Genomic DNA, 11,961 nt, shown 5'->3' with positions numbered 1-11,961 from the left:
CTCGGGTGGGCTGGGAGAGAAAAGATTGATGACGCCGAGACGGGTTCGGTGTACCATGTCGAGCGCGCTTGACGAGGACACCCGTCGGACGTTGGACGCCGGGCGGGAGACGGCCGGTGCGATGCTTCGCTCCGCCCAGAAGGACCTTCAGAAGGTGTTCATCGTCTTCCTCGTCGGGTTCATCGGCTCGTTTTACGCCCTGCGGCTCTACATCTGGGAGTTCCTGCGCAACGTGACGGAGGCACGAATGTCGGCGGCGACGGCGGAGGACCTCCAGATCATCGCCCAGACGCCGTTCGACGTGATCCTCCTGCAGGCGAAGATCGGGCTCATCACCGGGATCATCATGGCGATACCCGTCTTCCTCTACTTCTCGCGTGACGCCCTCGAGGAACGCGGATGGTGGCCGTCGACGCCGGTCGCGCGGTGGAAGATCGCCGCCGGGGGCCTGCTCTCGGCGACGCTGTTCGTGGCCGGGCTCGTCTACGGCTACGCCGTCTTCTTCCCCGTGATGTTCTCCTTTCTCGCGAACAACGCCATCTCCGCGGGGTTCAAGCCGACCTACTCCATCGTCCTCTGGGCGCAGTTCATCTTCCTGCTGACGCTCTCGTTCGGCCTGGCGGCGCAGTTGCCGCTGGTGATGAGCGCGCTCTCCTACACCGAAATCGTCCCCTACGAGACGTTCCGTGACCGCTGGCGATACGCCGTCGTCGGCATGGTCGCCGCCGGCGCGCTGTTCACCCCGCCCGACCCGTTCACGCAGATCATGTGGGCGGTGCCGATGCTCGTCCTCTACGGGTTCAGCCTCTACCTCGCGAAGGTGGTGGTGACGGCCAAGCGCGGCAGCGAGCGCCTCGACGTGTGGACGGCCGCGGGCCGACACTGGAACCTCATCCTCGGCGTCGGCGTCGTCGGCGGCTTCCTGGTGTACGCCTTCTACGCGTACGGCGGCCTCGAACGCGCCAACGACCTGCTGGCGTGGATGGGGACCAGCCGACGCCTCCTGACGCCCGGATCGACCCTCCCGGTCACCCCCGCCGTCGCCCTCGCGGTGTGGACGACGGCCGGCGGACTCGTCGCCGGCGCGGTCGGCTTCATGTACTTCGTGTACGCCGAACTCGAAGCCGCGGTCGAGCCGGCCGAGGTCGGCGACCCGACCGAGATCGACCTCTCGGCGCTCGACGCGGACGGGATCCGCGCGGCACCGCCGGAGGCCTTCGCCGACCTGAGCGAGGAGGAGGCGCTGACGATGGCCAACGAGGCCATGGACGACGACGAGAAGGAGAAGGCCCGGGCCATCCTCGAACGGTTCGACGAGGCCGAGGAGCGGCGGGCGGCCGAAGGGGAGGGCGAGGGCGACGCACCCCAGTCGGCGAGCGAGGAGATCGGCGACCGGGCGAGTCGCGCCGGCGGCACCTTCCTCGACGAGTTCACCGACGGCGAGACCGACGAGGACGACATCGGCGGCTACTACACCGACGTCGCGTTCATCCTCGACAGCCTCACGTCGCGGGCCTTCCGCATCGCCGCCGTCTTCGGGATCGTCCTCGCGTCGACGTTCGGATGGCTCTACACCGGCGGCATCGGCCGCGTCTTCGAGCAGTTCCTCTCGCAGCTGCCCGACGACGTGACTGCCACCGACCAGATCGAGGTGGTGGCCCTCCACCCCATGGAGGCGCTGATCTTCGAGGTGAAGTTCTCGACGCTGATCGCCGTCCTCGTCACCCTCCCGATCGTGGCGTACTACGCGTGGCCGGCGCTCCGGGAACGCGGGTTCGTCCGCGGCAACCGGAACCTCATCTTCGGGTGGGTCGCGGCCCTCGTCGTCGGCCTGTTCGCCGGGTTCGCCCTCGGCTACACCACCGTCGCCCCGACGGTCATCTCCTATCTCGTCGCCGAAGGCGTGCGGGCCGAGATGGTCATCGCCTACCGCATCACCAACTTCTTCTGGCTCATCTTCTTCACCACCGCGGGCATCGGCCTCCTCACGGACGTGCCCGTCCTCATGCTCCTGCTCAACACCGCCGGCGTCTCCTACCGGACCATGCGCGACCGCTGGCGGGAGGTGACCGTCGGCATCCTGGGGTTCGCCGCCGTCGCCACGCCCGCCGACGTGATGACGATGTTCCTCGTCACGATTCCGCTGATGGTCGCCTACGGCGTCGGCCTCGGCGTGTTGTTCGCGGTGACGCTCGGCGGCCGCCGCGACCTCTCCGGGAGCGAACCGTCGGAGGGCGATCAGGGCGCCGACGCCGAGGTGTGACCGCGCCTCACGCCTCGACGAGCGTCAGGCGGAGGTCCATCACGTTCGTCCCCGTGGGGCCCGTCACCACCGCGTCGTCGACGGCCCGGAGCGCCGGCGTCGCGTCGTGGCAGTCGAGGTGGGCGACGGGATCACGTCCCGCCGCTTCGAGCCGGGACGCCGTCGTGTGATCCACGAGTCCCCCGGCGACGTCGGTGGGGCCGTCGGTGCCGTCGGTCCCGAGCGCGAGCGTCGTCACCCGGGGTTCGTCGGCGAGGGCGACCGCCGACCGCAGGGCGAACTCCTGGTTCGGGCCGCCCTCGCCGGCGCCCTCGCCGACCCGGACGGTCGTCTCGCCGCCCGAGATCAGCACGCACGGCGGGCTGGCCGGCCGCCCGTGGGTCACCGCCTCGCGGGCGAGCGCCGCCAGACAGGTCGCCACCTCGCGGCTCTCGCCCTCGACCGTCGAGGAGAGGATCAGCGGCTCGTAGCCGCGAGCCGCGGCCCGGTCCCGGGCGGCTTCGACGACGTCGGCGGGTCCCGCGAGGACGAGGACGTCGCCGTCGGTCGCCCCGGGCGTCTCGGGAACCGCGCCGTCCCGGCCGCGGCGGAGGTGCCGGGGGACGGCCGGCGGGACGGCGTCGGTCAGGTCGTGACGGTCGAGGACGGCGAGCGCGTCGGCGAACGTCGACCCGTCGCCGACGGTCGGGCCCCAGGGGTCGCCGGCGGGTTCGTCGACGACGACGAGCGTCGCGAGCGTCGCCGGCGCGACCCGCTCGGCCAGCCGGCCGCCCTTGAGCGTCGAGCAGTGTTTCCTGACGGCGTTGATCTCGTCGATCCGGAGCCCCGCCCGCAGGAGCCTGTCGGTCACGTCCGCGAGGTCGGACAGCGAGAGGTCCCCGGCGGGGGCGGCGAGCGTCGCCGAGGCGCCGCCGGTGATGGCGGCGATCACCAAGTCCTCGGGCCCCGCCGCGTCGGCGAGTTCGTGGACCCGCCGGCCGGCCCGCAGGCTCTCGGCGTCGGGGATCGGATGACCGGCGCCGACGACGGCGACGCCGTCGATGTCGCGTTCGCCGCCCGCCTTCTCGGCGACGACGCCGTCCGTGAGGCGGTCGCCGAGACGGGAGCGCAGTTCCGCGGCGACGGCGGCCGACCCCTTGCCCGCCGCGAGGAGGTAGACGTCGTCGACGGCGGCGAGGTCGACGGTGCGCTCGCCGATCCGGAGTCGGTCGCCGTCGCGGGTCACGGCCGCGGGGACGGTCCGACGGGGGTGGACGGCGTCGACGGCCGCGGACGCGATATCGAGGAGGTCACGTCGGGCCGTGACGTTGCCGTGGTCGACGAGCGCCGACCGGTTGCGGACGGTCGTCACGGGTCGAGGGTCCCCTCGGCGGGCGGGCCGAACGTCGCGGCGTCGCCCAGTTCGTCCTCGATTTCGAGGAGACGGTTGTACTGTTCGGTGCGTTCGCCGCGGGTCACGCCGGTCTTGATCTGTCCGGCGCCGAGGCCGACCGCGAGGTCGGCGAGCCACGTGTCGGGGGTCTGTCCGGAGCGTTCCGACACCTGCACCGCGTAGCCGTTCCGGGTCGCCAGCCGCGCCGCCTCCCGTGCCGCCGTGACGGTCCCGACCTGGTTCACCTTCCAGAGGAGGGCGGTCGCGGCACCGCGGTCGACGCCCCGCCGCAGTCGCTCGGGGGAGGTGACGAAGAGGTCGTCGCCGACGATCTGGACGTCGAGGCGGTCGGTCAGGTCGGCGTAGCCGTCGAAGTCGTTCTGATCGAGCGGATCCTCCAGCGAGACGACGGGGTAGGTGTCGACGAGTTCCTCGTAGAACGCGAGAAGCTCCGCCCGGGAGAGGGTCTCGCCGAGGAGGGCGTAGGTCCCCGTCTCGGGGTCGTAGAAGTGGGAGGCGGCCACGTCCGCCGCGAGGGCGAACTCGCCGTCGTAGCCACACGCCTCGATGGCCCGGAGTTCGAGGTCGAATGCCGTCCGCGGGTCGTCGACGCCGATCGGGTTGTACCCCCCTTCGGCGCCGACGTTGAGCGACGCCTCGCCGTACTCCGCGCGGACGATGTCCCCGAGTTCGTAGTACACCTCGGCGGCCATCCGGACGGCTTCGGCGACGGAGTCGGCGCCGACGGGGACGACCTGGTGTTCCTGGAAGGGGAGGTCCCCGCCGGCGAGTTCGCCGCCCTCGATCAGATCGAAGAAGGGGAGCGGGAGGACGTGCGTATCGGCGCCGCCGACGTACCGGTAGAGGGGCTGGTCGGTCGCCGCGGCCCCGGCCCGGAGGGTGGCGAGCGAGACGCCGGTGATGGCGTTGCCGCCGAGCGGGTCCTCGGGGTCGTCGAGCGCGTCGAGGCGGGCGTCGACGGTTCGCTGGGCGGTGGCGTCGTGGCCGACGAGCGCGGGGGCGATCCGGTCCTCGACGTTCGCGGCCGCCTGTCGGACCCCACGGCCCCGATACCGGTCGTCGCCGTCGCGCAGGTCGATGGCTTCGTGGTCGCCACGGGAGCGACCCCGGGGAACGTCGGCCCGGCCGGTGCCGGCGACCGTCTCGACGGTGACCCGTAACGTCGGCTCCAGGCGATTGTCGAGGATTTCGCGTGCGGTGATGGCTTCGATGGACGCGTCGGTCATTCGTGGCTACGCTACGTCGGGCGGGGGGCAAATAGTTGGGGAGCGCGGCACCCCGGAACGGGGGCCGACCCGGACGGCGAAGCCGTCGTATTTAAACCCGGGCGGGAAATATGGCCGAGAGAACACCATGAGAATATTCGAACGAGTATGCGGGCGCGGAGCGGGGGGCACGGCGTGAGCAAGATCAGCGTCGAGATTCCGGACGAACTCCTCGCCGACCTCGACGAGCACGTCGGCGAGGACGGGAAGTTCGTGAACCGGAGCGACGCGATCCGGGCGTCGATCCGGAAGAATCTGGACCTACTCGACGAGATCGACGCCAGACACGGGCGTCTGGAGGCCGACGAATGAGCGCCGGACGGGACGCGTGGCCGGTGGGCCGCGTCGCGATCCTCGCGCTGTTCGTGACGGCGCTGGTGACCGCACAGTTGACCGCCTCGAAGGTGCTGGCGATCCCGCTGCCGGTCGCGGTACCGCGGATCGGGGCGACGGTCTCCCTGCCCGGGGCGGCGCTGGCGTACGCGCTCACCTTCTTCGCCTCGGACTGCTACGCGGAGCTGTACGGCCGGCGGGCGGCACAGGTCATGGTGAACGTCGCCTTCGTGATGAACTTCGTGTTGCTGGCGCTGGTGTGGTCGACCATCATGGCGCCGGCGTCCCCGAACTCGCCCGTCGATCCCGCGTCGTTCGCGGCGGTGCTCGGCGCGAGCACGAACATCGTCGCGGGGAGCCTGCTCGCCTACATCGTCAGCCAGAACTGGGACGTCCTCGTCTTCCACCGCCTCCGGGAGGCGACCGAGGGCGACTTCCTCTGGCTCCGGAACATCGCCTCGACGGCGACGAGTCAGGCCATCGACACCGTCATCTTCGTCGGCGTGGCCTTCTACCTCCTGCCGCGGTACGCGGGGATCGGCGAGGCGACGCCGTGGTCACTGGTCGTCGGGCTGATGCTCGGCCAGTACCTCCTCAAACTGCTCATCGCGCTGGTCGACACGCCGTTCGTGTACGCCGTGGTCGGCCTCGTCCGCTCGCGGGCCGACGCGGCTGCGAAGGCCGCGGCCGCCGCGACGGGCGAGCCCGAACGCGAGTGACGCGGCGGGTCTCACACCCGCTCGGCGAAGGCAAAGCGGGGTTTGACCTCGTCGATCCGTACCTCGATGCGGTCGCCCACCTCGGCGTCGGGGACGAAGACGGTGAACCCCTCGACGCTGGCGATGCCGTCGCCCTCGTCGCCCCGGTCGACGATCTCGACGACGAGTTCGTCGCCGGCGGCGATCGGCGCCGTGAGATACCCCTTGGCGACGAGATACACCTCGGAGGACGAGTCCCGGGAGGCGTCCGGGCGGATCGAGCGCACGTACTCGAAGGTGTCGTCCATGTCGGCACGGAGATCCGCGAGGTCCGGGCCGTCGAAGGCCTTTACGACCAGGTCGCCGCCCGGGGCGAGGACGTCCTCGGCGACGCCGAGGGCCTGCCGGGCGAGATGGATCGATCGGGCGTGGTCGACGGAGTACTCGCCGGTCATGTTCGGAGCCATGTCCGAGACGACGACGTCGGCGCCGGCGTCGCCGACGGTCTCGCGGAGGCGGTCGACCGTCGCGTCCTCGGTCATGTCGCCCCGGAGCGTCTCGACGACGGCGTGATCGAGCGGGCGGATGCGCTGGCGGTCGACGCCGACGACGGTCCCGGCGTCGCCGACCGCCTCGGCGGCAACCTGGAGCCACCCGCCGGGTGCGGCCCCGAGGTCGACGACGACGTCGCCCGGGGCGAGCAGGTCGGCCGCCTCGTCGAGCTGTTTGAGCTTGTAGGCCGACCGGGCGCGGTAGCCCTCCTGTTTCGAGCGGTTGTAGTACTCGTCGCGACCGGTCATGGGCGACTCACCGGGAGGCGTGACCGCGAGCGTGCGGTCGCGGGATCGGTGTTCATACCCGGACCGAGGTGGTCGATCCGGAAATGCACGTCGGATGTCTGGCCGGCCTCAACACTCCTTCAGCAGGCGCTCGGCGAGCGGCGCCCCGTCGTACCGGACCGTCGAGCGGTCGGGGAGGTAGTCGATCACGCCAGCGGCGTCGAGTTTCGGCAGGTGGACATGTCCGAGCGAGACGACGAGCCGATCCACCGGTGCCGGGTCACGCTCCGCGAGGGCCTCCGCGAGCGTCGCGACGGTCGTCACCTCCGTCTCCCCGCCGGAGAGGACGCGGATCACTCGCCGCCGTCGCGCGTCGGCCAACACCTCGAAGACGGCATCCAGTCGCTCGGTGTCGGCTTCGTCGTGTCGATTCTCCCCCGGGTCGTCGTCGACCGTGCTGTCACACGTGTTCGATGTAGTCATCGGATCCCCCCCAGAACGCAGCTACCGGTTCCGTGTGAGCACTCATGAAGCTATTGGATGAACGGACTGTCATGTGTGCTGTCACTCGTCCTCGGGCAACAGGGCGTTGGTGACGAAGGTCACGATGCCGCGGCGCAGTCGCTCGGTGACGGCCTGATCGGAGATACCGAGGTCGTCGGCCAGTTCGAGGGTCGTACAGCGTCGGGGGATGTCGTAGTAGCCGCGTTCGACCGCGAGTTCGAGCGTCCGTCGCTGTCTGGGTGTCAGCCCGTACCAGGCGCCGGTTCCCGCAGTGGGGTTGTAGACGCGCTCGATTTCGACGGGGGTGTCGAGGTCCTCGGCACCGGATCGGAAAGTCGAGAAATCGTCGTGGCTCGGGAACTCCGCCTCGAAGGTCCACGCCTCCGGCGTTCCCGTCCCGCGGCGGATGGAGCCGCCGTGTTCGGCGAGCAGTCCGAAGAAGGGGTCGACCTCGGGGTCCCACGAGACGAGACGGAGCGAGCAGTCCTCCGACACGTCCACGAGCTCGAACCGATAGCCCTCCGCGTCGGCGAACTGATCGCGGCCGTCGAGGCGGCCGTCGGCGAGGTCGGAAAGCGAGAAAACCGGCGCCGAGCCGTCTTCTACCCCGTTCACCCGTTCGAGTTCCGTCGGTCCCCCCGACCGCGTCGGGATCCGCCGACCGAGCTCGAACTGGTGAGTCGGTATTCGCAGTTCGACGATGACAGCCATTGATCGTAGGGGAGTAGCCGACGGGGGATCATAGCAGGTATGCTTGGTTAACCAAGTTTCGTTCGGTGACGGGTCGATCGTGATAAACGTGGACGCCGCCGGTACGCGCGCTCGCCCGCGACGAACAGCGGGTATTTTTAACGCCCGGGGCATACCACCGGATACATGTTCAAGGCCATCGTGAGCGCGTCGACGCTCCGGGATGCCCTCGACTCCGTGAGCGTGCTGGTCGACGAGTGTAAGGTTCGGCTCAACGAGGACGGCCTGTCGATCCGGGCGGTCGATCCGGCGAACGTGGGGATGGTGGACCTCTCGCTGGACGCCGCGGCGTTCGAGTCCTACGAGGCCGACGGCGGCGTCATCGGCGTCAACCTCGCCCGACTGGAGGACATCGCGGGCATGGGCAACGCCGGCGACCTCGTCCACCTCGAACTCGACGAGGAGACCCGCAAACTCCACATCCGGATCGACGGCCTCTCCTACACGCTGGCGCTGATCGACCCGGACTCGATCCGACAGGAGCCGGACATCCCCGACCTCGATCTACCCGCACAGATCGTGGTGGAGGGCAACCAACTCGACCGCGGCATCACGGCCGCCGATATGGTCTCCGATCACATCAACCTCCGCGTCGACGAGGCGGTGGAGACGTTCCACATCGAGGCCGAAGGCGACACCGACGACGTCGACTTCGAGATGGGTCCCGAGGACCTCATCCACTTGGAGGCGGGGCCGGCCGACTCGCTGTTCTCGCTCGACTACCTCAAGGACATGAACAAGGCCATCCCCGGCGACGCCGAGGTGACGGTCGAACTGGGCGAGGAGTTCCCGGTGAAGCTCCACTACGAGTTCGCCGAAGGCCTGGGGCAGGTGACGTTCATGCTCGCGCCGCGCATCCAGAGCGAATAACCGTCGACCGCCCACCGCTCACCCGTCCCCGCGTCGACCCGTACCGCTCGCGATTTTGGTCGCGTTAACTTTGGCATCGATTCCACCAGACGGCGAGGGCTTGGAGCCACGATTCTGCGGTCGTCGGCTCCACGTGGCTGAACGTATTTGAAAACGAAGAGGTTCGTCGTTTTACTTCTCTAAATAGACGTTCGACAGCATTCCGATTGCCATGGAGTTCGTATCTGCAATCGAGGCCGTGTCGATCGAGGGCAGTTTGGAGCCATTGAGCGTCGTCGACGAGAAACACGGCGGTTTCGACGTCGTGTTTCTCACGTAATTCACTCAGGAAGATTTCGGTGAGACCGGTCGCATACGTGCTAAAGAGCCGGATATGAAGGAATGTATTTGTTTCAGGATCGATGGCGGCGTACAGCCAGTATTGCTGATCGTTGATTCGAATCACAGTTTCGTCGAGTGCAACGTGATTCGGGCTCGCACCGCCTTCGGGCTGTAGATCGGCCTTCTGCACCCAGTTGTGGACGGCCGTTCGAGAGCGTTCGACACCTAACCTCTCAAGAATCGAGATGGTATTCGAAAGTGATAGTCCTGCCACGTGCATCTGAATACCGAGTCGCATCGCGAACTCGGGTGTCCGCTGACGCTCCACAAAATCTAATTCGATCCAGTCGCTATCGTCGCTGAGGCGTGTGATTTCTGGCATAGAGCACTACGAAATCATCACGCCTCACTCTTCACGCTTAACTTGACACGACCGCGATTTTCACCCCATCATTTATTATCGTCTGATTTTTCGCCGCCATCGAGAAGGTCTGCACGCTGTCACTATTTCCGTTGGAGTTATGTATCTCCGCGCATTTCAGCAGGATGTTTATATGTCTTCATCACTAACTGTGGGTTAAGAGGCGTCACGGCGACACGGTCCCCGCGTCGGTCGTCGGTGACGATCACCCCATCATGACAGAAGCACGCGTCTGGACGACCGAGAGCACCGAGATTCGAGAGCGAGAGGAGTCGACGGCCGAACACGCCTGCCCCGAGTGTGGCGGCGCGCTGGTGACCGACGAGGAGCACGGCGAGACGGCCTGCAGCGAGTGTGGGCTCATCGTCGAGGCCGACGAGGTCGACCGCGGCCCCGAGTGGCGAGCCTTCGACGCCCGGGAACGCGACGAGAAGTCCCGGGTCGGCTCGCCGACGACGAAGATGATGCACGACAAGGGGCTGTCGACGACGATCGACTGGCAGGACAAGGACGCAAACGGGAAGACGCTGAGTTCGCGCCAGCGCGAGAAGATGCAGCGGCTCCGCACCTGGAACCGGCGGTTCCAGACGCAGGACCACCAGGAACGCAACCTGCGGCAGGCGCTCGGCGAGATCGACCGCATGGCCTCGGCGCTCGGCCTGCCCGAGAACGTCCGCGAGACCGCAAGCGTCATCTACCGACGTGCGCTGGAGGACGACCTCCTGCCGGGTCGATCGATCGAGGGCGTCGCCACCAGCGCGCTCTACGCCGCCGCGCGACAGGCGGGCGTTCCGCGAACCATCGACGAGATGGCCCGCGTCAGCCGGGTCGAGGAGACCGAGTTCAAACGCACCTACCGGTACGTGGTGCGGGAACTCAACCTCGAAGTCGCTCCGGCCGACCCGGTGAGCTACGTCACCCGGTTCACGTCGGAACTCGACCTCTCGGACGAGGCCGACCGACTGGCACGGGGGATGCTCGACGCGGCCAAGGAGCGCGGCCTCCACAGCGGCAAGAACCCGGTCGGCCTCGCGGCCGCCGCCGTCTACGCCGCGCCGCTGCTCACCAACGAGGAGATCACCCAGCGGGAGGTGGGCGAGGTGGCCGACATCAGCGAGGTCACCATCCGCAACCGGTACCGGGAACTCCTCGAGGCCTACGAGGACGTCGACGGGGCGGTCGCGGCCTGAGGCGGATCGGTACCGAGTCACCCCCCGGAGCGTGGATCGCCGGAGACGGCTCACGAGGCCGTCCGAACCCCGTACCCCGGAATCCTTTTACGCGAAAGCACCTTATTCGGAGCCAATCATGGGTATGGGCTCGGATATGTACCGACAGCAGATCCTCGATCACTACAAGAACCCCCGCAACCACGGGGAACTCGAGGATCCGACGTTCACCCACGTCGGCGAGAACCCGTCGTGTGGCGACACGATCAGGATCGACGTGCGCCTCAACGACGACGGGGAGACCATCGACTACGTGAGTTTCTCCGGCGACGGGTGTGCCATCAGTCAGGCGAGCGCGAGCATGCTCACCGAGCGCCTCCCGGGGACGACCCTCGACGAACTCGCCGGGATGGACCGTGACGACGTGGTGGAGATGCTCGGCGTCGACATCAGCCCCATGCGGATCAAATGCGCCGTCCTCGCGGAGAAGGTGGTCCAGGACGGAGCGAAGATCCACGAGGGCGAACTCGACATCGACGAGACGACGACCGAGGAGTAGCTACTCGGCCCCCCGGTCGACCTCCCGACCGATCCCTCGCGCCATCGCGATCAGAAACGCCAGTCCTCGCTTAACTTCCGGATCCCGGAGCGCCCGCACCAGACCGAGCGGCCCCACCTCGCGGTAGGCGGCGTCGGGGGAGCCCGCGTCACCGAGCGCCCGGAGCAGCGTTCGGGCGCCTCGTACCGTCCCCGGATCGGCCGCCTCGTCGGCCAGTTCGCCGAGCGACCCGGCGGTGCCGGCGACCGAGGACACCATCTCGTCGTCCGCCGCTTCGGTCGCGAGAGCCACGACGTCCGCGAGTTCGACGAGGTGATCCAAGGTCCCGTCTCGCTGGAGGTCGGCCACCGTCTCGACCGCCTCGGCGAGTTCGTCCCCCCGGTCGCCGACCGAGGCGGCCAGGCGAGGCGTCCCGTCTTGGGCGAGCTCGTCGGCCGATTCACCGAGTGTGGACGCGTTCTCGGCCACCGAGGACACCATCTCGTCGTCCGCCGCCTCCACGCCGAGTGTGGCCACGTCGAGCAGTTCGTTCACCACGTCCAGACGGCGGACGAACGCCGCCACTGCCTCGGGGTCCTCCGCGATGGCGGCGGCGAGTTCGTCGTCGACGTCGGAGGTCTGCGCGTCGTCGACCAC

Annotated in this window: 13 protein-coding genes; 6 read left to right on the top strand and 7 right to left on the bottom strand. The window is 68.4% G+C overall.

The window, feature by feature from the left end; all coding sequences use genetic code 11:
• Window positions 1-55: 55 nt before the first annotated feature.
• A complete protein-coding gene (locus tag EI982_RS12965) occupies window positions 56-2,263 on the top strand; it encodes a twin-arginine translocase subunit TatC (RefSeq protein ID WP_157690103.1) in 2,208 nt (735 codons plus the stop codon).
• A gap of 7 nt (window positions 2,264-2,270) precedes the next feature.
• Here the strand turns inward: EI982_RS12965 and EI982_RS12960 are convergent, their stop codons facing one another.
• Window positions 2,271-3,614 (bottom strand): glycerate kinase type-2 family protein, encoded by a 1,344-nt coding sequence (locus EI982_RS12960; protein ID WP_157690102.1) that lies wholly within the window; start codon window positions 3,612-3,614, stop codon window positions 2,271-2,273.
• Window positions 3,611-4,882, bottom strand: coding sequence for a phosphopyruvate hydratase (gene eno / locus EI982_RS12955; protein WP_157690101.1), 1,272 nt, complete (start codon window positions 4,880-4,882; stop codon window positions 3,611-3,613). Before eno ends, EI982_RS12960 begins: the two co-directional genes overlap by 4 nt.
• Window positions 4,883-5,056: 174 nt before the next feature.
• Here eno and EI982_RS12950 point away from each other — a divergent pair, with 174 nt between their 5' ends.
• Window positions 5,057-5,233: a ribbon-helix-helix domain-containing protein gene (locus EI982_RS12950; RefSeq protein WP_157690100.1), complete on the top strand. Its 177-nt coding sequence runs from the start codon at window positions 5,057-5,059 to the stop codon at window positions 5,231-5,233.
• Window positions 5,230-5,973 carry a queuosine precursor transporter gene (locus EI982_RS12945; protein ID WP_157690099.1) on the top strand — a complete coding sequence of 248 codons (744 nt, stop codon included), beginning with the start codon at window positions 5,230-5,232 and terminating at the stop codon, window positions 5,971-5,973. The genes EI982_RS12950 and EI982_RS12945 overlap by 4 nt, the downstream gene beginning before the upstream one ends.
• An 11-nt stretch (window positions 5,974-5,984) precedes the next feature.
• On the opposite strand, the gene EI982_RS12940 is transcribed toward EI982_RS12945, so the two are convergent.
• From EI982_RS12940 to EI982_RS12930, 3 genes are all read right to left on the bottom strand, one after another.
• Window positions 5,985-6,752, bottom strand: a complete 768-nt coding sequence (locus EI982_RS12940) for a 23S rRNA (uridine(2552)-2'-O)-methyltransferase (RefSeq protein ID WP_157690098.1) — start codon at window positions 6,750-6,752, stop codon at window positions 5,985-5,987.
• A gap of 108 nt (window positions 6,753-6,860) precedes the next feature.
• Window positions 6,861-7,214: a DUF7344 domain-containing protein gene (locus EI982_RS12935; protein WP_157690097.1), complete on the bottom strand. Its 354-nt coding sequence runs from the start codon at window positions 7,212-7,214 to the stop codon at window positions 6,861-6,863.
• Window positions 7,215-7,295: 81 nt separating this feature from the next.
• A complete protein-coding gene (locus EI982_RS12930) occupies window positions 7,296-7,946 on the bottom strand; it encodes a helix-turn-helix domain-containing protein (protein WP_199243624.1) in 651 nt (216 codons plus the stop codon).
• 165 nt (window positions 7,947-8,111) lie between these two features.
• Here EI982_RS12930 and EI982_RS12925 point away from each other — a divergent pair, with 165 nt between their 5' ends.
• Entirely contained in the window at window positions 8,112-8,855 is a 744-nt protein-coding gene (locus EI982_RS12925) for a DNA polymerase sliding clamp (RefSeq protein WP_157690095.1), read from the top strand.
• 64 nt (window positions 8,856-8,919) lie between these two features.
• Here EI982_RS12925 and EI982_RS12920 read toward each other — a convergent pair whose 3' ends face one another.
• A complete protein-coding gene (locus EI982_RS12920; protein ID WP_157690094.1) occupies window positions 8,920-9,558 on the bottom strand; it encodes an IS6 family transposase in 639 nt (212 codons plus the stop codon).
• 254 nt (window positions 9,559-9,812) lie between these two features.
• Here EI982_RS12920 and EI982_RS12915 point away from each other — a divergent pair, with 254 nt between their 5' ends.
• Together EI982_RS12915 and sufU are read left to right on the top strand one after the other, a co-directional pair.
• Entirely contained in the window at window positions 9,813-10,787 is a 975-nt protein-coding gene (locus EI982_RS12915; RefSeq protein WP_157690093.1) for a transcription initiation factor IIB, read from the top strand.
• Window positions 10,788-10,905: 118 nt separating this feature from the next.
• Entirely contained in the window at window positions 10,906-11,325 is a 420-nt protein-coding gene (gene sufU, locus EI982_RS12910) for a Fe-S cluster assembly sulfur transfer protein SufU (protein WP_157690092.1), read from the top strand.
• On the opposite strand, the gene EI982_RS12905 is transcribed toward sufU, so the two are convergent.
• On the bottom strand, window positions 11,326-11,961 hold the full coding sequence (locus EI982_RS12905; protein WP_157690091.1) for a helical membrane plugin domain-containing protein: 636 nt from the start codon (window positions 11,959-11,961) through the stop codon (window positions 11,326-11,328).

Source organism: Haloplanus salinarum (assembly GCF_009762275.1).
Classification (GTDB): Archaea; Halobacteriota; Halobacteria; order Halobacteriales; family Haloferacaceae; genus Haloplanus; species Haloplanus salinarum.
Note: the sequence above shows the minus strand (reverse complement) of the source record. Positions and strands in the feature narration are given on the sequence as shown.

Coding starts and splice junctions, on each gene's coding strand:
- EI982_RS12965 (WP_157690103.1), top strand. CDS start 56: ATGTCGAGCGCGCTTGACGAGGACACCCGTCGGACGTTGGACGCCGGG.
- eno (WP_157690101.1), bottom strand. CDS start 4,882: ATGACCGACGCGTCCATCGAAGCCATCACCGCACGCGAAATCCTCGAC.
- EI982_RS12945 (WP_157690099.1), top strand. CDS start 5,230: ATGAGCGCCGGACGGGACGCGTGGCCGGTGGGCCGCGTCGCGATCCTC.
- EI982_RS12940 (WP_157690098.1), bottom strand. CDS start 6,752: ATGACCGGTCGCGACGAGTACTACAACCGCTCGAAACAGGAGGGCTAC.
- EI982_RS12935 (WP_157690097.1), bottom strand. CDS start 7,214: ATGACTACATCGAACACGTGTGACAGCACGGTCGACGACGACCCGGGG.
- EI982_RS12930 (WP_199243624.1), bottom strand. CDS start 7,946: ATGGCTGTCATCGTCGAACTGCGAATACCGACTCACCAGTTCGAGCTC.
- EI982_RS12925 (WP_157690095.1), top strand. CDS start 8,112: ATGTTCAAGGCCATCGTGAGCGCGTCGACGCTCCGGGATGCCCTCGAC.
- EI982_RS12920 (WP_157690094.1), bottom strand. CDS start 9,558: ATGCCAGAAATCACACGCCTCAGCGACGATAGCGACTGGATCGAATTA.
- EI982_RS12915 (WP_157690093.1), top strand. CDS start 9,813: ATGACAGAAGCACGCGTCTGGACGACCGAGAGCACCGAGATTCGAGAG.
- sufU (WP_157690092.1), top strand. CDS start 10,906: ATGGGTATGGGCTCGGATATGTACCGACAGCAGATCCTCGATCACTAC.